Annotated in this window: 17 protein-coding genes; 11 read left to right on the top strand and 6 right to left on the bottom strand. The window is 60.6% G+C overall.

Annotation, left to right across the window (positions count from 1 at the left end; all coding sequences use genetic code 11):
- Positions 1-39: 39 nt before the first annotated feature.
- Positions 40-225 carry a hypothetical protein gene (locus OSC37_RS07495; RefSeq protein WP_267163962.1) on the bottom strand — a complete coding sequence of 62 codons (186 nt, stop codon included), beginning with the start codon at positions 223-225 and terminating at the stop codon, positions 40-42.
- Between the two features lie 580 nt (positions 226-805).
- Here OSC37_RS07495 and OSC37_RS07490 point away from each other — a divergent pair.
- The 6 genes from OSC37_RS07490 (at position 806) to OSC37_RS07465 (ending at position 5,583) form a co-directional block, all read left to right on the top strand.
- Entirely contained in the window at positions 806-1,873 is a 1,068-nt protein-coding gene (locus OSC37_RS07490; RefSeq protein WP_267163961.1) for a DUF8203 domain-containing protein, read from the top strand.
- 360 nt (positions 1,874-2,233) lie between these two features.
- Entirely contained in the window at positions 2,234-3,142 is a 909-nt protein-coding gene (locus OSC37_RS07485) for an ABC transporter permease (protein ID WP_267163960.1), read from the top strand.
- Between the two features lie 2 nt (positions 3,143-3,144).
- A complete protein-coding gene (locus OSC37_RS07480) occupies positions 3,145-4,014 on the top strand; it encodes an ABC transporter ATP-binding protein (protein WP_267163959.1) in 870 nt (289 codons plus the stop codon).
- Positions 4,011-4,631, top strand: coding sequence for a hypothetical protein (locus tag OSC37_RS07475; RefSeq protein WP_267163958.1), 621 nt, complete (start codon positions 4,011-4,013; stop codon positions 4,629-4,631). Before OSC37_RS07480 ends, OSC37_RS07475 begins: the two co-directional genes overlap by 4 nt.
- Before the next feature lie 2 nt (positions 4,632-4,633).
- Entirely contained in the window at positions 4,634-4,921 is a 288-nt protein-coding gene (locus OSC37_RS07470) for a transcriptional regulator (protein WP_267163957.1), read from the top strand.
- 41 nt (positions 4,922-4,962) lie between these two features.
- Positions 4,963-5,583, top strand: coding sequence for a DUF309 domain-containing protein (locus OSC37_RS07465; protein WP_267163956.1), 621 nt, complete (start codon positions 4,963-4,965; stop codon positions 5,581-5,583).
- On the opposite strand, the gene OSC37_RS07460 is transcribed toward OSC37_RS07465, so the two are convergent.
- A complete protein-coding gene (locus OSC37_RS07460) occupies positions 5,584-7,239 on the bottom strand; it encodes a sensor histidine kinase (protein ID WP_267163955.1) in 1,656 nt (551 codons plus the stop codon).
- 180 nt (positions 7,240-7,419) lie between these two features.
- On the opposite strand from OSC37_RS07460, the gene OSC37_RS07455 reads away from it, so the two are divergent.
- From OSC37_RS07455 to OSC37_RS07440, 4 genes are all read left to right on the top strand, one after another.
- Positions 7,420-9,948, top strand: a complete 2,529-nt coding sequence (locus OSC37_RS07455) for a DNA topoisomerase I (protein ID WP_267163954.1) — start codon at positions 7,420-7,422, stop codon at positions 9,946-9,948.
- A gap of 21 nt (positions 9,949-9,969) precedes the next feature.
- Positions 9,970-10,200 (top strand): hypothetical protein, encoded by a 231-nt coding sequence (locus OSC37_RS07450; protein ID WP_267163953.1) that lies wholly within the window; start codon positions 9,970-9,972, stop codon positions 10,198-10,200.
- A 68-nt stretch (positions 10,201-10,268) separates the two neighbouring features.
- Entirely contained in the window at positions 10,269-11,570 is a 1,302-nt protein-coding gene (aspS, locus tag OSC37_RS07445; RefSeq protein ID WP_267163952.1) for an aspartate--tRNA(Asn) ligase, read from the top strand.
- Between the two features lie 91 nt (positions 11,571-11,661).
- The gene (locus OSC37_RS07440; RefSeq protein ID WP_267163951.1) at positions 11,662-12,162 is read left to right on the top strand and encodes a GNAT family N-acetyltransferase; all 501 of its coding nucleotides are present in this window, start codon (positions 11,662-11,664) and stop codon (positions 12,160-12,162) included.
- A gap of 130 nt (positions 12,163-12,292) precedes the next feature.
- On the opposite strand, the gene OSC37_RS07435 is transcribed toward OSC37_RS07440, so the two are convergent.
- The 4 genes from OSC37_RS07435 to OSC37_RS07420 all read right to left on the bottom strand — a co-directional run bounded on the left by OSC37_RS07435 (position 12,293) and on the right by OSC37_RS07420 (position 17,968).
- Complete coding sequence (locus OSC37_RS07435; protein WP_267163950.1) at positions 12,293-12,799, bottom strand: PIN domain-containing protein; 507 nt, start codon at positions 12,797-12,799, stop codon at positions 12,293-12,295.
- 2 nt (positions 12,800-12,801) lie between these two features.
- A complete protein-coding gene (locus OSC37_RS07430; RefSeq protein WP_267163949.1) occupies positions 12,802-13,104 on the bottom strand; it encodes a UPF0175 family protein in 303 nt (100 codons plus the stop codon).
- 84 nt (positions 13,105-13,188) lie between these two features.
- Positions 13,189-13,362: a DUF5786 family protein gene (locus OSC37_RS07425; RefSeq protein WP_267163948.1), complete on the bottom strand. Its 174-nt coding sequence runs from the start codon at positions 13,360-13,362 to the stop codon at positions 13,189-13,191.
- 115 nt (positions 13,363-13,477) lie between these two features.
- Positions 13,478-17,968, bottom strand: coding sequence for a COG1361 family protein (locus tag OSC37_RS07420; RefSeq protein WP_267163947.1), 4,491 nt, complete (start codon positions 17,966-17,968; stop codon positions 13,478-13,480).
- A 129-nt stretch (positions 17,969-18,097) separates the two neighbouring features.
- On the opposite strand from OSC37_RS07420, the gene OSC37_RS07415 reads away from it, so the two are divergent.
- Positions 18,098-18,556, top strand: coding sequence for a TIGR00725 family protein (locus OSC37_RS07415; RefSeq protein ID WP_267163946.1), 459 nt, complete (start codon positions 18,098-18,100; stop codon positions 18,554-18,556).
- Position 18,557: the final 1 nt, after the last annotated feature.

The raw sequence follows: 18,557 nt of genomic DNA, 5'->3' as shown, positions 1-18,557 counted from the left end.
TGTTGGAATATCAGACCATGCTATCGACGGCGGTCTGCGTCATCGTTTGTCGGATTCATCCCCGCCCTGAAGGGCGGGGCTTTCTCCTTGTGCTTCCGTAATCCATTCGGTTGGGGGCACCGTGCCGTCGGTCTCGCGGTCTGCGACCAGCGTCACGGTCTCGTCGGTGGTGTTGTAGATGTATTCTACCCCTTCGTCCCCCTGCTTTTCGTATCGCGTCGTCATCGTACGTGAATCAATGAATTCCTCCTTCCTGAGGGTCTATGCTAGCTATCTGGACTCTCTGTCATTGTCCTTCTAGCTATCCAGACTATGGTGAACAGACAGTCCGTCGGAGCGTTCTCGAACGCAACGAGGCAGCGAGATCTATACAGCAGGTATACGGCTGCAAGATACAGCGAATCAATTCAGCATGATGCCTGTGTCTATTTTTATACTACGGAACCCATCATTACTCGGAGTATCGCTCCCGTTGTTAGAAGAGTTAGATTCCAATACGCAGTCATCTGAGTCCCCTCGTAGACTTTCTTCTGACCTCTAAAGACGATGTTCAGATAGGCATCAGACAAACAGTCTGTTTTCGCCGACCAGTACGGCAAATCCTGGTGGACTGAAAGGGCGAGACGCTCTCGACGAACCCCGACGACGCAAGCACTGCAGGCCGTTTGCGGCCGAAGCGCACAGCGAGTCGCGGGAGTCGAAAGCGTCGAGGGCTTTCTCCCTCGTACTCTCCACCGTTCCGTATCTGAACACGACAGACTCCAAACGTCCAAAATATTATTTCAGTTGGACTTGATGACGAGATATGTGCCCACAAGGAGTCATCGCCGCCGATGCGACTAAAAATGAATTTCACGACCAACACCCTCATGGGTTTAGTGCTATTTCGGTAGCGATTGCTATCGAGGATCAAGATGAGTTTAATCAGTCCTATTTTGACATAATAGAGGACAAAATTGACGAATACGAGATCAAAACACCCACTCCAATTATTAAAGATAAATATATAAATAGATATGTTCCTCTCTGGAAACAAGAGAAGGCGAGGCGAGATATTGTACTTAATCTCTTGTCTGTAGACTCTTTGGATACGCTATACGTGACAGAAACATACTTTCAGCCGTTTTGGGTAGAGTTGTACGAAGAGGTAGATGACACCTTCCGAAGAGAAATATCGTATGAATTTGTAGAAAATATATTATTTCAATATTATGATGTTATCTCCATATGGAAATATCTCAATCGATACACCGGTAGTGGCTCAGCATATACTGATGTCCTGACTGACGACTTCTCAGGGCATGTTTGTCGGGCTTATGAAGAAGTGGGTGACTACTGCGACTCATTTGACGCAATACCATACGGCGATGTGACCTATCCAGCTCTATCTATGGCCGACCTTGTCACCGGACTCTTGAAGCAAGAAGTCTATCCTTTACAAAGAGAAGAAATTCAAGACTACATTCAGGATGATACTCCCGCGTATGTTGAGACTGAAAGTGTTCATGAAGATGATTTAGACAAAATCGTACCACACAAAACAGAGAATGTCAGAACAGATCTTCTCAGACCAGACCCGACGGTTCACTTCTATACGGGTGGTGCGATGTCCAAAGACAGACTAAAAACATTAGATTTATTCAAATATGGGTGTCTCTACGCACAACAGAACTCTGGTTGTGTAAAGTTATTCGAAGAGTCAAATGATCGTCACCATCTATCAGGTGATGACTTAATAATCTGCCTAGATGGGTCAAAAGACTCGCTAACTGACTATGAGGAGCTGAATACTAAATATTCAGCTCAAGTTCTAAATCGGTCCGATGCAATGGAATACTTGACTGACAACATTCCGACTGAGTTAATCTTGTGAGTGGTGTAGCCACTACTAGGCGTACAGTGTCAAGGTCTCCGGCGGGAGACCTAAGGAATTAGTCTTTTCTCAAAGACTCTATCTTTAACTACAGGGACACTCGCATTTAGATTTTGTGTTTCGGTCATACCGCACTGTTCTAATGGGGTCACTAGTCCCGTGCGAGATACGCGCCCCACATCTTGCACGCTAACTAATGATATCACCAACCAGATAGCCCCCTCACCAGCGCAACCGGACGCGGGTATCCACATTCCCTCGATTACGCCAGTACTTTGCAAAAAAAAGTACTTTGTAACACTGTGTATTCTCGACGGCAAATTATATGATGGTGCAAATACAGATTCGAACTACAGAACGATGACATCGAACTCGGAACACGGACAAACAGACACAGCAACGCTCACCGCCAGCTCGGGGATTGGGCGCTGGCTGACACAGACGAAGGCGTTCGCGCTCCGGAACCTCCGGTCGATGTTGCGGACGAAGGCGACGATCATCTGGGGGTTCGGCTTTCCGGCGTTCTGGTATTTCCTGTCGAGTCTGATCTTCCTTCCAGACGCTGAAGATATCGGCGGCACGGCGACGCTCGCGGACGTCAAGGGGTCGACGGCGGTCTCGCTCGGGCTCTTTGGCGTCCTCACGGTGACGCTCGTCGCTTTCGCGGGTGGACTCAGCGCCGACCTAACAGCAAAGCGATACCGGAAGCTGCGGTCGCTTCCGGTCGCCCCGAGCGCGGATTTCGCGGGTCGGTATCTCGCGGGCGTCGCGGTCGCGGCCGTCGCGTACGTGTTAGTGCTGCTCGTCGGCCTGCTCGACGGTGCGGCCTACAGCCTCCAAGGGCCAGGGTCAATTCCGGTCGTCGCCGGGACCTTTCTCCTGTTCTCGCTGGTTGGCGTCTCCGTCGCGGTGCTGGTGACCCGGCTGGTCGAGGACTCCGAACTCGTCGTCGGTATCACAAACGCGATTCTGCTGGTGAGTTTCTTCCTCACGGGCTACAACGGGACGACGCCGAGTCTGCTCCCCGAACAGAGCCAGTGGCTCGTCAACGTCGCGCCGAACTCGCTTGCGACGCGCCTCCAGACCTGGCACCTGACCGATATTCCTGCGACGACACCCGCAGGCCTCAAAGAGGCTGGACTCACGCCGCCGGAACTGCCTGTCAGTGTCGCATTCGTCGCGTTGCTCGCGGCGTGGGCGCTCGCCTTCGGTGTCGCCGCTGCCTATCTCATGGACAGCGCCGTCTACAGCGGTGAGGGGGGTGAGTGACCGTGACGACACCGGCTGTTAGCGTGCGAGAACTCCGAAAGGACTTCGGTAACGGCGATGTCCTCGCCGGCGTCGACCTCGACGTGCCCGAGGGCGAGATTACGCTCCTCATGGGGCCAAACGGCGTGGGGAAGACTATCCTGCTGTCGTGTATCGCAGGCGGCCTCTACCCCGACGACGGCGAGGTTACCGTCTTCGGTAACTCGCCCGACGCCGCGGCCGAGTCGTTGAGTTTCATGCTCCAAGATGCAATGCTCGTCGACGAGCTGACCGGCCGCGAGAACGTCGCCTTCTTCCGTGACCTCCACCCTCACTCGACGGACGACGTGGCGGATATTCTGGAGACACTCGATTTCGAGACTGAGGCGCTGGAGATGGAGGTCGGCGACTACTCGGGTGGAATGAAACGCAAGCTCGAACTCGCGGTCTCGTTGAGTGCCGACGTGCCGTTGTACCTGCTCGATGAGCCGACCGCGGCGCTGGATATGACCACTGTCGAGCAGCTCCACTCGCTGCTGGCCGAGCGCCGCGAGGCTGGCGAAACGATTCTCATCTCCAGTCACCTCCCCGGCGATGCCGACCTCGCGGATACCATTGCTGTCGTCACCGAGGATGGTGTCACAGCCGTCGGCTCGCCGGCGGAGCTGCTGGCGGATGTGCCACCTGTGGTGTTGGCCGAGGGGCCTGCCGACATCGCCGACGCAGTCCGGGAGGGTGAACTGTTCGAGGGCGAGATCCACCGTCGTGGGTTCCTGCGAGAGGGAGCCGACCCTGACGCGCTCGCCGGCGGCGAGGGGACGACCGTCCAGGTCCGGGAGCCGACGTACACCGATATGTTCAACTACTACGTCCATCTCAGAGGAACACGATGAGCGAGGACACCGAAATCGACCCCGAACTGCTCCGGGAGGAGGTCGCCCAGATCAAAGACGCCATGGGACTGCAGGAGCGGTATCCCGCCCAGTTCCAGCTCTGGCTCGTCTTCGGCGTGGCGGTCTTTCTCGCCGCGAGTGCGTCCCAGTTTATCGCGCTTCGCGGGCTGTCGGGGTCACTTCACGCCGTCGCGTGGTGGGTTCCGCTCGGCGCGGCGTGGCTCTATCAGTGGTGGGACGTGCGCGACAGCGAGGGGACCACCCCCGAGGCGAAGCCCAGAATCGGCGTGCTCTGGCTGTCGGTGTTCGCGCTGTACGGGGTTTTCTTGTTCGCGCTCGGCCCCACACTCGATACCCTCAGCGACGAGGCCGGTCAGATTCTCCTGTTCAGTCTCATCGTCGGGCTCGTCGGTGTTGGCTATCTCGTCGTCGGCGAGGCGTTGCGGGCGTACTATATCCGCCGTCGCGACCGGTGGGCCTTCTACATCGGCGGGGCGTGGATGCTGGTGCTCGCGGCGGTGATGCCGAACGTCGACGTGCTGGAGACGTGGGGGTACGCGGCCTTCGGTATCGCCTACGCGATTCACGCTCTCGTCGCCTATCTTGCTCTCAGGTAAGCATGGAGTTTGACAAGCTTGTCCACCAGTCGACGCGGCTGCAAATCTTTGCGTACCTCTACCGTCACGGTCGCTCGTCGTTTACCGAAGTTGCCGACGCACTCGACGTCACCGAGGGGAATCTGTCGAGTCACCTCCAGACGATGGAGGACGAGGAGGCTGTCCTGGTCGAAAAGGAGTTCGTCGACCGCAAGCCACAGACGACATACGAACTCACCGAAGAGGGCGAGCGGTTGTTCGAGGACCACGTCGAGACACTCGAAGCGCTTATCGACGGACTTGAGGAGTAAGTTGTCACAGAGATTTACACGCTGGCGCTCGAAACGAAGCCATGGACTCACATCTTCACGCCGGGGTCGCCGTCTACAATGCTGGCGAGTACCACGCAGCCCACGACGCTTGGGAGGACCACTGGCTCGCTCTCGAAGAAGGGACCGACGACGAGCAGTTCCTGCACGGACTCATCCAGTTCACCGCGGCCGTCTACCACGCCCGCGACCGCAACTGGAGCGGGGCGACCGGCGTTGCCGACAGCGCGCGTGAGTACTTCACCACGCTCCCGGCGACGTATCGCGGCCTCGATGTCGAGGCCGCCAGTGGGTACCTCGCGAGACTCGCCACAGACCCCGAACTCGTCGAACGCGGGGACCCGCCCGCGCTGACCGTCGACGGCACCGCTCTCACGCCCGACGACCTCGATTACGAGTCGACGGCGGTCGCTGCCGAGGTGCTGGCCGAAGAGTACGGCTACGACGAGACAGTCCTCGAGCGAGCGGCCGCGTTCGGGCGGGCGGACCTCGAAGACGGACAGACAGCCAGCCCGTTTGTGACACTCCTGTTCGATTTCACCAGAGCGCCGTCACAGCGCGCCATCATCGCTCAGCGTCTCACAGAACACGTCCAAAAGCGGGCACAGCGCGAGGACGACGTCGCCGGACTGTTCGAGACGTAATCACTCGAGGGCAACATCACGAATTTCGAACCGTGCGCCGCCGTCTTTACTTTCTGTGACCCGGAGCGACCAACCGTGGTCCTCGACGACGGATTTGACCACCGCGAGACCGAGGCCGGTCCCGTGTGCGAGGTCGGTTGTCCCGCTCGTGAGAACAGCTTCGCGGTCGCTCGGCGGGATACCTGGCCCGTCGTCCTCAACATAAAAGCCACCGGCGAAGTCACCGACGGTGACGATGACACCGTTCCCAGTGTGTTCGACAGCGTTACGCAGGAGATTCGAGAGAAGCTGGTGGAGCCGGTCTGTGTCTGCACGGACTGTCGCCGTCGTGTTGACGACGAGTCCGGTGTTCGGCGTCCGGATGTGCTGCCAGCACTCGGTGGTCAGGCGGTCGAGCCGGACGGGTTCGACCATCACGCCTGCGCCGCCGTCGCGTGCCAGCGCGAGCGTGTCGTCGATAAGGCGGCTCATCCGCTGAATCGAGCGCTCCATGTGCTCGAAATGCTCCTTGTCACCCGTCTCCCTGGCCAGCGAGAGGCGTGCTTCGAGCACACTCAGCGGGTTCCGCATCTCGTGGCTCAGCCGGCTGGCGAACTGGTCGAGGCGCTCGTTCTGTGCCTCGAGCTTGTGCGCACGTCGCTCTAGCTCCTTCTGGCGCTCGATGCGCTCAATTGCGGCTTCAGCTGAGTCGGCGAGTAACTCGATGATCTGGCGTTCGGTGCCGTCGAAGGCGTTTCGCTCCTGGGTCGCTGCCTGGAAGATGCCCCACCGCCCGAGCGGAACGCTGATGACCGACTGATAGTCGGAGCTGGCCGCCCGGTACGCCGTCTGCTCTAGGTCGCCGACGACGACTGTCTCACCCGCGTCGTATGACTCGACGGCGAGACTGTCGGTTTGGTTCAGCGGCGTCTCCGTATAGAAGTCCTCGAGGTTCATATCCGAGCCGACAGCCCGTGTCTTCAGCACGTCACCCACGCGCTCGTCGAGTGTACAGATAGCGATATCGAGCACTTGTTCGACGGTCTCGACGAACAGGTCGTAGATGTCGTCTTTCTCCGTCGTGAGCTTCATCGCCGTCGAGACGGTGTGAATGGCCTCTATCTGGCTGTTCTGGCGCTGAAGCTCGGCGGTTCGGTGTTCGAGGGTCGTCTCGCGTTGAATCCGGTCAATTGTCGTCGCCAGCGGCGCGACGAGCAATTCGACGAGCCTGCGGTCTCCCTCCTCGAAGGCATCGGTTTCGTACCCGACTGCTTGGAACACGCCCCAGTCGCCGATGGGAACGGTGAGTGCACTCTCGATGCGCCGTCTACTTGGTGTCGTCTCCGGTACCTCAGAAATGTCGTTGTCGATACGGGAGTGGTCGGCGGCAAACGCAGCGCCGACGATTCCCTCTCCGATACCGAGTGTTAGCTCACTGGCCTCGGGGTCACCTGCCCCCTCGATAGCGACCGTCCTGAACATGTCGCTGTCGGCTCTGGCGATGAGACACCCTTCGAATCCCAGAATCTCGATTGCTGCGGACACCGTCTGCCGAGCACTCTCCTCGATACTGTCGGCCGCGTAGAGAGTGGTCGCCGCTCGGTGTAGCTGTTCGAGCGTTTCGCCGTCGAGGTGTGAATCGGTGTACTCCGAACGTGCCTGATCGTTGTCTTCCATCTATCGTACCACCGGCCTATGCGGGGAATCGTACAGAGTCTTTGACCCAGGAGACACATAAATGTACTATTACATGCCATTCTATCGACATTCAATGGAGGTGTCGACGGTGGGTCTGGTCGGTTTCTCGAAAGCTTTTAGAAGGGAACCCGGCCTAACACCGATAACGAGGTGGTCTCCGTGAGACTCATTATCACTGAAAAAGAGAACGCCGCGCGCCGAATCGCCGACATCCTGAGCGAGGGGAGTGCCGACGCCGACAGGCGAAACGGCGTGAACGTCTACCGCTGGGGTGGGACCCGTGTGGTCGGTCTCTCCGGTCACGTTGTCGGGCTGGATTTCCCACCAGAGTACGAGAACTGGCGGGACGTCGAGCCCGTCGAACTCATCGACGCCGAGGTGGTCACCGAGCCGACTCAGGAGAACATCGTCCGCACGCTGTCGGAGTTGGCCGCCGACGCCGATGAAGCCATCATCGCAACAGACTACGACCGCGAGGGCGAGCTTATCGGCAAGGAGGCGTACGAACTCGTCCGCGAGGAGTTCGACGGCCCCATCGAGCGCGTTCGATTCTCCTCGATTACCGACCGCGAGGTCCGAGAGGCCTTCGAGAACCCGGACGACCTGGATTTCGAGCTGGCGGCCGCCGGTGAGGCCCGGCAGGTCATCGACCTCATCTGGGGGGCCGCACTCACCCGGTTTCTGTCGCTGTCTGCCCGACAGCTGGGCAACGATTTCATCTCCGTCGGGCGGGTGCAGTCGCCGACGCTGAAGCTCATCGTCGACCGCGAGCGCGAGATTGAAGCCTTCGACCCCGAGACCTACTGGGAACTGTTCGCCGACCTCGCCAAAGACGGCGACTCCTTCGAGGCACAGTACTTCTACGACGATGACGGCAGCGAGGCCGAGCGCGTCTGGGCGGAAGACGTCGCGACGGGCGTCCACAAGGATATCGACGCGGCCAGCACTGCGACTGTCACCAGTGTTTCCCGTCGAACCCGGACCGATTCCCCGCCCGAACCGTTCAATACGACTGCCTTTATCAGCGCCGCTGGCTCGCTTGGCTACTCCGCGCAGCGGGCGATGTCGATTGCCGAGGACCTCTACACCGAGGGTTACGTCACCTATCCTCGGACTGATAACACGGTCTATCCGGAGGACCTCGACCCCGAGGCGCTGCTGGATTCATTCGTCGGAACCGACGACTTCGGCGAGGACGCGGAATCACTGCTCGCGCTGGAGGAAATCGAACCGACCGAAGGCGACGAGGAGACCACGGACCACCCGCCGATTCACCCTACCGGCGAGTTGCCGGCTTGGGGTGACCTCGGTGAGGACGAGTGGAACATCTACGAACTCATCGTCCGGCGGTTCTTCGCGACTGTGGCCGAGGCCGCGACGTGGGAACGCCTCCGAGTCGTCGCCGAGACAGCAGGCCACCGGCTCAAGGCAAACGGCAAGCGGCTCGTCGAGGAGGGGTATCACGCGGTCTATCCCTACAGTAGCGCCAGCGAGAACGCAGTCCCCGACGTCGAGGAAGGGGAGACACTGGCAATCGAGGCGGTCGACCTCGAAGAGAAAGAGACCCAGCCGCCCCGCCGCTACGGCCAGTCGCGGCTCATCGAGCAGATGGAGAAGATGGGTATCGGGACGAAAGCCACTCGCCACCACATCATCGAGAAGCTCTACGACCGCGGCTACATCGAGGACGACCCGCCCCGGCCGACGAAGCTGGCCGAGGCCGTCGTCGACGCCGCCGAAGCGTTCGCCGATTTGGTCGTCAGCGAGGAGATGACCGCCCAGCTCGAACACGACATGACAGCAATCGCCGACGGCGAAGCGACCTACGAGGAGGTAACCGAGGAGTCACGAGAGATGCTCCGGCGGGTGTTCGCGGAGCTGCGCGAGTCACAGGAAGAGATTGGCGACCACCTCCAGGAGTCGCTCAAGGCCGACCGCCGCCTGGGGCCATGTCCCGAGTGTGACGACGAACTGCTGGTCCGGCGCAGCCGCCAGGGGTCGTATTTCGTCGGCTGTGACGGCTTCCCGGACTGTCGGTTCACGCTCCCGCTGCCGAGCACGGGCGAACCGCTCGTCCTCGACGAGAAATGCGAGGAACACGAAACCCACCACGTGAAGATGCTCGCCGGCCGGGATACGTTTGTCCACGGCTGTCCCCGGTGTGCCGCCGACGAGGCCGACGAAAGCGAGGACCGCGTGCTGGGCCCCTGTCCCAAATGTGGGGAGGGCGTTGTTCCGGAGGAGCAACAAGGCGACGGCGGCTCTGCCGCCGAAGCGGGCGGCGACCTCGCGATCAAGCAACTCCGGTCAGGCTCGCGGCTGGCGGGCTGTACCCGGTATCCGGACTGTGAGTACTCGCTGCCACTCCCACGGCGGGGCGACATCGAGGTAACCGACGAGCACTGTGAGGAGCACGACTTGCCTGAAATTCTCGTTCACGACGGCGACGACGAGCCCTGGGAACTGGGCTGTCCGGTCTGTAACTACCAGGAGTACCAGGCCCGACAGACAATCGACGACCTCGAAGACCTGGACGGCGTCGGCCCGGCGACTGCGGAGAAACTCGCCGATGCGGGCGTCGACTCGCCGGCGGAGCTGACCGATGTCGATCCCGACGAACTCGCCGCACAGATTCAGGGCGTCACCGCCGAGAACTTCCGTGACTGGCAGGCACAACTCACCAGCTGACCAACCATCGATACAATACGGATGCCCTTAATTATCGAAGACATCTTTTATGAGTACATCTACGGCGACTGGGACTCTCTCCAGCGGTGGGCGTGGCTCTACGTGCATGTCGGTATTCTTCTGGCAACGGTGCTCATCGGATACACTGTCGCACGCGAACGATACCTGCTAACAGCGCTTCTGGCACCACTTCCAATCGGCTTCCTGTTCCGTCGGTATACGTACGCGCGACCAGACCCAAGCGACGGATGACGACTGTCGCGGTGGACGTGACACTCCGAAAGACTGCGTTTAAGTGAGGGCGACGGAAAGAGACGTGCATGGACGAACGCACGTACACGGCAGACGCCGAGCCGGGCGACGAGGCGACCGTCGCCGGGTGGGTCCACGAGATTCGAGACCTCGGTGGCATCGCATTCCTCATCCTCCGGGACACGACCGGGAAAATCCAGATCAAATTCGAGAAAGACGAGATGGACGACGACCTCGTCGAAACGGGGCTGGGTGTCCACCGCGAGAGCGTCATCAGGGTCGCTGGCGCAGTCGAGGAGGAAGAACGTGCCCCGACGGGTGTCGAAATCGTCCCCGACTCTGTCGAGGTCGTCGCCGAGGCCGACCCCGAACTGCCGCTCGATCCCTCCGGAAAGGTCGACGCCGAACTCCCGACGCGACTGGACAACCGCACGCTCGACCTTCGTAAAGACGAGGTCAAGGCAATCTTCGAGATTCGTGCCGAGCTGTTGCGCTCGGTCCGAGAGGCGTTCCGCGGCCTCGGCTGTACGGAGATCAACACGCCGAAAATCGTCGCCACGGGCACCGAGGGCGGTACCGAGCTATTCCCAATCACCTACTTCGGAGAGGAGGCCTTCATGAACCAGAGCCCACAGCTGTTCAAACAGCTGATGGTCGGCTCCGGGCTGGAGCGGGTCTTCGAAATCGGCCCCATCTTCCGCGCCGAGGAACACAACACGCCGCGACACCTCAACGAGGCGACGTCTATCGACTTCGAGTCGGCCTTCTTCGACGAGTCCGACGCGATGGACGCCTGCGAGACGGTCGTCCGGGCGGCCTACGAGGGCGTCGCCGAGAACTGCGCCGACCAGCTGGATGCGCTCGGCCTCGCCGAGACCTTCGAGGTCCCCGACGAGGCCTTCCCGCGCCTGAGCTACGAGGAGGCCATCGAGCGCATCAACGCGACGGGCGAACTCGACGAACAGCTCGTCTGGGGTGACGACCTGCCAACCGAGGGCGAGCACGCGCTCGGCAAGGAGATGGGTCAGCACTACTTCATCACCGAGTGGCCAAGCGAAATCAAACCGTTCTACATCAAGGACAAAGACGACGGCCAACTCTCGACCGGCTTCGACCTGATGCATCCCTCGATGGAGCTGGTCTCGGGTGGCCAGCGTGAACACCGCTACGACCACCTCGTCGACGGCTTCGAACAGCAGGGACTCGACCCCGATGCCTTCGAGTACTACACGAAGATGTTCCGCTACGGGATGCCTCCCCACGCCGGCTGGGGCCTGGGCGGCGAGCGACTCGTGATGACGATGCTCGGACTCGACAACATCCGCGAGGCCGTTCTCTTCCCGCGAGACAGGCAACGGCTGAGTCCGTAGACGAAGACGGTGAGAGCCAGCGAGACGACGGCCGTGAGTCTCGCAGGACAGGCAGCGGCTGCCCCTCTGACACACATCGACACCCCCACACATGACCCTCTCGATACGGGAGGCCGTCACCGCCGATGGCAGCGCAATCCGAGACCTTCACCTCGCTTCCATCGAAGGACTCGCTGGTAGCGCCTACACCGACGCTCAGGTCGACGCGTGGGCACACGAGCGTGACCCCGACGGGTACCCTATCGACTCTCCGCAGACGTACTTTGTCGTCGCCGAACGCGGGGACAGTCTCGTGGGTTTCGGATGGACGAAGCCTGATGCCGACGACTACTTCGAGTGTGATGTCGACGGCGAGATTACGGCCGTGTACGTCTCTCCCGATGCCACCCGAGAAGGAGTTGGCTCACGCATCTATGCCGAACTCGAACGGTATGCTCGCGAGGCGGGTGTCAACTCGCTCGGGCTATGGGCCTCACTCAACGCTGTTACATTCTACGAGGCCCAGGACTACAACCGCGTTACCAGGCACACTCTCGAGTTCAGCGACGGCGTCGAGGGGGATGTCGTAGAGATGCGGAAGAGCCTGTCATAACGTTTCGACAGAGAACTCTCATAGTGATTTTTGCGAGTCTTTACCGCCATGCCTTCGCTTCTCTCCTGTATCGGACCGTGAAGCGAGCGGTTCACCAAAACCGGTCTGAAAATTACCGCACTAATCACTATCAGTCAACCTCGCCAATCGCCCGTTCGCGCAGGCGGCCGGTCATCTGGATGCCGTGGTGGTCGGTCCGCCGAAGCACTCGTTTTGCTTGACTCGCCGGGAAGTATTTGTCACCCAGTGACGCACAAACGACGACGCCGAACGTACCGGTGACCGTCGCGCCGAGTCCGTCCGCGACCGCACGGAGCCGACGGTCGTCAGAGACGAGGGCGAACGCCTCACCGCGGTCCCGGGACGCCAACAGCCCCGCGACCAGGTGGACGTCACTCGTCCGCTCGCCTGCGTCGAGCAGTCGGGCGGCGTCGTCGAGATACTCCGCCGGCGCGGGGTCGGTATCGACCGCGTGTTCGGTTAGAAACCGCTCCAGGTTCGTCGCGGCTGGCTCGACCGTAATCTGGTCGACGACAGCCTGTGGAATCGAGAGGTCGCCCTCGACGACCCCCAGAAGGCCGAGGTCGCCGATCTGTCCGAGGTCGTACAGCGGGGTCGCGTCGACGTAGACACGCATGGTCACAGCTCCCGGGCGCGCTCGGCGTCGAAGGAAAGGTCCGTCTCGTCGAGTTGCGTGGTCAGCCCACGCTCGCCGGCGATTTCAAGCCACTCGGCGATTGAGACTCCGGCTAGTCGAGCGGCCTGGTTGACCGAGATATCGTCGCTCTGGTAGCGCTCGACGGCATGTCTGGTACGGAGGGTCTCGAGGCCTTCACGAAGGGCCCGGCGCATAGTCGTGCTTCTGTCCTGTTCGAGTAGCGAGGCAACCTCGTCCAGCTCCGCCTTCTCCTCGTCGCCGATCCGGACGCTTACTGTCGGCATGTCTCCCTATTCCAACATACTCCACTTGAAGCTGGGGAAACTGTCGTGACTGGCCGACGCGTCGGCCCGGAGAATGAGACACCACTACTCGGATTGCATCTCTTTGAACTGGTCGAGGAGCTGCTCTGTGGACTCGCCGCCCTCGTACTCGACACTACCACGGTACTCGTTGCGCTCGTCGTCGAAGCTGGCATCCACTTCACTGCTCATGCGCTCGCGACGTTCGTGCTCCTCGTCGTCATATGCTCCCATTGACATTGTATAACACACCTCTACTACGGTGGTACAAGGTATCAATGTAACGGTCATTTGGTAACAAGTGTCATGGATTGCCAGAGTCTAACTCGTATCCGAAATCAGATGATAACTTGACTCAAACCCAGTACCCGAGGACGTGGATGCCTGCGACGACCGCGGTACCGCCGACAAGCGCAGTCCGTCGGGAGCCGACAGCGAAGACAGCCGGACCGCTCCCGTCTTCGTTCTCGCTGTCGTCCTCGTCTCCGCCATCGGGCTGTTCGTCAGTCTCGTTGGGTGCATCAGAACTATCGTCAGTCTCCTGGCTCTCGTTTTCCTCGCTGGCTTCGACGACCAGCTCTCGGGTCATCGCGTCGTCTGGCGTTTCGATGCGAAGGGTGTAGGTGCCCGGCTCGGTGTCGATTACCGTCTCGGCGAAGGTCACTGTCACGTTGTCATCCGGCGACAGAGACCTGGTGACGTTGTCAATTTTCTCACCGTCAACTGAGAGCGTGACTGGCTTCTCGCCGGTGGCCGTTCCTGTGTTGTTGAGGACGGCGGTGGGGCTGATTGTCCCCCCTCGCTTAACTGTTGCAGTCGCGTTGACGCTCCGTATCTCGAAGACTGCCACGGGCTCTTCGATGGTCACTTCGACGGTCCGTTCGTCGTCGGGGGTACGCACCGTCAGCGTGTAGTTTCCGGGACCGAGCCCGGCGAGTTCGTCGGCGAAAGTGTATGTTACGTCTTCGCCGACGAGGAGGGAGGGAGACCGCTCGCCGATAACTTCGCCGTCACGGAGTAGTTCGACGGTCTCGGTGCCGTTAATCGTTCCAGTGTTGCGGACCGTCGTCTCGAAGTCGAGACCTGCCTGGCCGTCCTGTATCACCGGGGTTGCGCTGATGTCGCTTACCTCAAACGTCGTCTCTGCGGATTTGACGACGAGGATTCGTCCTTCAATATTGTCTGGCGTTCGCACTTCGAGGGTGTACTCGCCGGGGTCGAGGTCGCTCATCGCGTCCCTGAAGTGCAGGCGCTCGACTCTCCCAGGGTCGAGTGTCAGCGACCTGTTTACGACGACCTCGCCATCAATCAGCAACTCGACGGTCTTCGTGTCTGTGAGGATGCCAGTGTTAGCAACGGTTGCGGACATCTGAGCGACGGTCCCGTTTGCGGTCACAACAGAGTCGGCAGTCAGACTCTGAACCTGGAAGTCACCGCCGGCGTTCTCCCGGTCGACGACAGCCAGCGCTCGTTCGTCAATCTTCTGTTGGTACGCCCAGAACTCGATAGAGACATCCGCTCCTGCATCCAGTCCGGACAGGTCGGTCTGGACAGAGAACGACCCGTCGCTGTCGATATCGACATCCGAGATCTCGACGGTCGTCGACTGCTCTTGGATGTCGATAATGATGTTCACTGGCTGATTGCTGCCGGCAAGTATGTTCGTCTCTCCGGAGATAGTCGCGGTGGCATTGGGGACGACGACTCGTCCGTCCTGTGTTGTCCGGTCGTATTCGAGAAATCGCTCCTCGACCCCGAACGTCGAGGTCTGGGTCATGTTCGGCCCGCCAGGTCGGAGATACGGGTAGTAGTCTGCTCCATCCTCCTGGTAGGCCGGCTGGAACGGATCTGGGAGCGTCCCCGCCTCGACGTTTCTGAACGTGTATCGCTCGCTTGGCGGGCGAACGTACGTCATCTGGACCTCGTAGCGGTCGCCCCCTTCTGGCTGCGGGTCAAACGGCTTCAGCTCACGGGTGTCGACAAGCACATAGAACCGGTCCATCTCCGACGGAGTATCGTAGCCGGGAACGAGACCGACACTCACGTCGTTCAGGGACGAATCGAACAGGTCCACCGATGCGTTCAGCGTGTTTTTCTCTGGACTCTGGTCGACGAGTTCCAGCTGTATCCCTTCTTGCCGGTCGAGCAACTGCTTGAACTCCCCGGGCTCGATGAGCTCACCGGCTGAATCGAACCGGTCGGTACCCAGCACATCGAGCAAGGCTCCGTACATGCCAGTCGCCTCAACCTCGATGAGTAGGCGGTCGCCGTCCGTGATTGTTTCACCTTCGACTCCGCTGCCTGCAAGTGCTTCCATACCACTTGGCTGTAGTTCCTGTGCGCTGCCGGATTCGTAGTCGACAGACTCCTCGTCGGCGTTCCCCGGCGGGAGACGATAGGTCGTCACATTCTCGACTGAGGGCTGTGTCAGCGTGATTGTCCCTCTGTCGAGCGGGTACCGGGCGTCCGGAAATCCTTCCTCTGTGACGACCAGCGAGTCTCCACCACCGATTACCATACTAATCTCGCTGCCAGGCTGGAGGGGACGAGCCTGGGTCCCAGCCCCGACTGCTTCTCGGTACTCCGACAATGTCGTCGCAATCTGCTCGCGGTCCTCGTTTTGGAACGCTAGGTCTCCGAACACGGAGGATTCTGGCGGCTCCGTGTCTGCTCCGAGGTCGTGGGCGTAACTGGTCACGCCCCCGTCGGTAGAGATATAGACATCATCCGACGGCCGGTCGGTGCCGACGAGTCGTGTGTTGATTGTAAACGTCGCCGACCCACTGACGTGGAGAATATCGAACGGCGCAGATGTCTGTTCGCCGTCGACAGACCGGTCGCCGCCAACGAGAATAAATGCCTCCTCGAGTTCATTCAACGAGACGCTGACGGTGACAAAATCGCCCGCAACCCCCTCGTAATCGCCCTGGTCAACCGAGCTGTCGGTCGATTCGAAGTTGGCGTTCTCGGGGTCGTACTCGGTTCCAACCTCGAAGGCATCCGTCCTCGTCACCGTCTCGACGTTTCCGAACATGTCGGTCATCCGGAGTCTCACTGTGTGTGGGCCGCCCTGGATTGCGTCGATTTCGCTCGGGTCGACTTCTATCCGCTTGTTGGTACCCTGTGTAACTGTCTTGTCGAACACGGTGTCGCCGTTTGGCCCGATGAACTGGAGACGCACGTCCTGGATGTTGGTGCCGGCTGCGGTGTAATCGATGTACAGTGTCTCGTCGATGGCGACGGATTCGGGAGCGACCTGGTCGATTGCCGGTCCCGCCTCAATGACTGCGGTCGCCTCGAAGGCATCTTCGAGCGTATCGGTGTCGGTGCCGCCGAACTCGTCTTCGACCCAAAGTGTCACATCGTACTGGCCTTCCTTGTAGGTCGCCAGCGCGCTCTGGTCGACGGTGTACTCCTGATTCTCGCCGGGGTTGACTGCCGTATCGAGGACGGTCGCCCCGCCCGGACCGGTGACCCGGAGGCGCGCCTCCTTCAGATTCACTCCTGCGGCAGTGTAGGTGACGTTCACGCTGTCGTCGATATCGAGGCGGTCGGGCGAGACACCCTCAACGCTGGGGCCGGCTTCCAGCGTCGCGTCTGGTACGCTGACCGATGCCGCGTCGATATCGGTCAGTGCCGTCACGTTGACCGGGAGCGACTCGGGACTGTGGGTGAACGTCAACTCCGCTTGCCCGTTCGGCGACAGAAACACTTCCTGTGTCTCGATTTGCTCGCCGTCGACCTCGAAGGCGACCGTCTGGTCGGTGCCGGCGGGGTCCTGATTTTCGATGACCGTCGTGACGGTGACGGTGCCGTCGGCGTAGCTCCCTTCCATCGAGGTGATGTTGACCGTCCCAACCCGAATCGACTCCGAGTCGAGTTCGGTCGACACGTTCGCCACTAGCGGGAGCGATTCAGGGTCGTAGGTAACCGTTAGGTCGGCCGTCTCACCCGGGGCGAGGGAGACGTTCTGGCTCTCGATTTCACTGCCGTCGATCTCGAAGACGACCGGCTGTTCTGCCGCAATCGACTCGTCGTTCCGGACCGTCGCGTCGACGGTCACCGTGCCGTCGCGGTGGACGGCATCGAGCGAGGTGACGGTGAACTGGGCGTTCTCTAGGACGGTGAGCGTCCCGTTGACCGTCTCGTCTGGTGTCTCGACCGTGTAATTGTACGTTCCCGGCCCCTGGCTCGGCTCGATGTCGGAAAAGGAGACCTCTGTCGACCCTTCGGCAGGGATGGCGACGCTTTTGTTGCGGTACTCGGTGCCGTCGACCAGCAGCCGGACGTTTTCTGTTCCGTCGAGCGTGCCGACGTTCCGGACTGTCGTGCTGAGATTGAACGCGTTGCCGTCGACGATGGTCTTGGTCGTCGGCTCGATACTGTCGATTTCGAAATACGACCACCGGACCGTGACGACAGTCGAGTCGGCGTCGTTGTCGCTCTGGACGGTCGGCGAAATTGTCCGCTCGTAATCCGGTGCCGGACTCGCCTCGGGGACGGGAACATCCTCCCATGTCAGCGTCACAGTCCTCGAGTCCCCGGGGTCGGGCGAGACAGTTACCGAGTCCTGTGTGACGCCGCTGCTGTTCGTGAGGGCGATCGTCTGACTCTCGTCGCTCGTGTTACCCTCGTTCGTGACGGTCACGTCGACGGCGAGGTCGCCGCCGCCATCGACAGCGTCGCTCGTGTTCATCGTGACCGTGAAATTAGCGTCGCTCGTGTTCATCGTGGCCGTGAAGTTGGCATCGCTGTCGGCGAGGGCCGGCGCAGCTCCGGCGAGGAGGACGAGGACTGCTGTCAGGGCGAGTGCAAACGCCGCGACGACGCGAATATCGGGGTTCATACGGGTACGGAAAGCTTGCCTGCTGGCTGTTGGTCGGGTACGCGTATTAATACTGCGGCCACATTCTCAACGCTGGCAACGGTTCCGGCCGTGGCAAAGACTGGTATTGCCGGTGGTCGAAGAGCCGACATGCGAATTAGTGTCATCGGCGGTTCGACCGTCTCGGAAGAGGGGTACGACCGCGCCAGAGCGGTCGGCAGATTGCTCGGCGACTGCGGCCACGAGGTCGTCTGTGGCGGCCGCTCTGGGGTCATGGCGGCGGTCTGTCAGGGCGCTCGCGATGTGGGCGGGCACACTATCGGCATCCTGCCCGGGGAGGACCGCGCCGCGGCCAACCCCCACGTCGAAACGGCAATCGCGACGGGGATGGGAAACGCCCGGAACGCGCTGGTCGTCCTGAACGGCGACGCGACGATTGCCATCGAGGGCAACACTGGCACGCTCTCGGAGCTTGCGCTGGCGCTCGATTACGGTCGTCCCGTGGCGGCACTCGACGCACCACGAATCGAGGGAGTCGACGGCATCGACTACGTGGACTCCCCTACAGAGGCAGTCGACACCGTCGTCGCCGCAGTCGACGGAGACTGAA

Source organism: Halovenus salina (assembly GCF_026410925.1).
Taxonomy (GTDB): domain Archaea; phylum Halobacteriota; class Halobacteria; order Halobacteriales; family Haloarculaceae; genus Halovenus; species Halovenus salina.
The sequence above is the reverse complement of the archived record's forward strand: the minus strand, read 5'-3'. Positions and strand labels throughout refer to the sequence as shown.

Coding starts and splice junctions, on each gene's coding strand:
- OSC37_RS07475 (WP_267163958.1), top strand. CDS start 4,011: ATGAGCGAGGACACCGAAATCGACCCCGAACTGCTCCGGGAGGAGGTC.
- OSC37_RS07470 (WP_267163957.1), top strand. CDS start 4,634: ATGGAGTTTGACAAGCTTGTCCACCAGTCGACGCGGCTGCAAATCTTT.
- OSC37_RS07465 (WP_267163956.1), top strand. CDS start 4,963: ATGGACTCACATCTTCACGCCGGGGTCGCCGTCTACAATGCTGGCGAG.
- OSC37_RS07495 (WP_267163962.1), bottom strand. CDS start 225: ATGACGACGCGATACGAAAAGCAGGGGGACGAAGGGGTAGAATACATC.
- OSC37_RS07425 (WP_267163948.1), bottom strand. CDS start 13,362: ATGTCAATGGGAGCATATGACGACGAGGAGCACGAACGTCGCGAGCGC.
- OSC37_RS07460 (WP_267163955.1), bottom strand. CDS start 7,239: ATGGAAGACAACGATCAGGCACGTTCGGAGTACACCGATTCACACCTC.
- OSC37_RS07435 (WP_267163950.1), bottom strand. CDS start 12,799: ATGCGTGTCTACGTCGACGCGACCCCGCTGTACGACCTCGGACAGATC.
- OSC37_RS07440 (WP_267163951.1), top strand. CDS start 11,662: ATGACCCTCTCGATACGGGAGGCCGTCACCGCCGATGGCAGCGCAATC.
- aspS (WP_267163952.1), top strand. CDS start 10,269: ATGGACGAACGCACGTACACGGCAGACGCCGAGCCGGGCGACGAGGCG.
- OSC37_RS07485 (WP_267163960.1), top strand. CDS start 2,234: ATGACATCGAACTCGGAACACGGACAAACAGACACAGCAACGCTCACC.
- OSC37_RS07420 (WP_267163947.1), bottom strand. CDS start 17,968: ATGAACCCCGATATTCGCGTCGTCGCGGCGTTTGCACTCGCCCTGACA.
- OSC37_RS07415 (WP_267163946.1), top strand. CDS start 18,098: ATGCGAATTAGTGTCATCGGCGGTTCGACCGTCTCGGAAGAGGGGTAC.
- OSC37_RS07430 (WP_267163949.1), bottom strand. CDS start 13,104: ATGCCGACAGTAAGCGTCCGGATCGGCGACGAGGAGAAGGCGGAGCTG.
- OSC37_RS07490 (WP_267163961.1), top strand. CDS start 806: ATGTGCCCACAAGGAGTCATCGCCGCCGATGCGACTAAAAATGAATTT.
- OSC37_RS07450 (WP_267163953.1), top strand. CDS start 9,970: ATGCCCTTAATTATCGAAGACATCTTTTATGAGTACATCTACGGCGAC.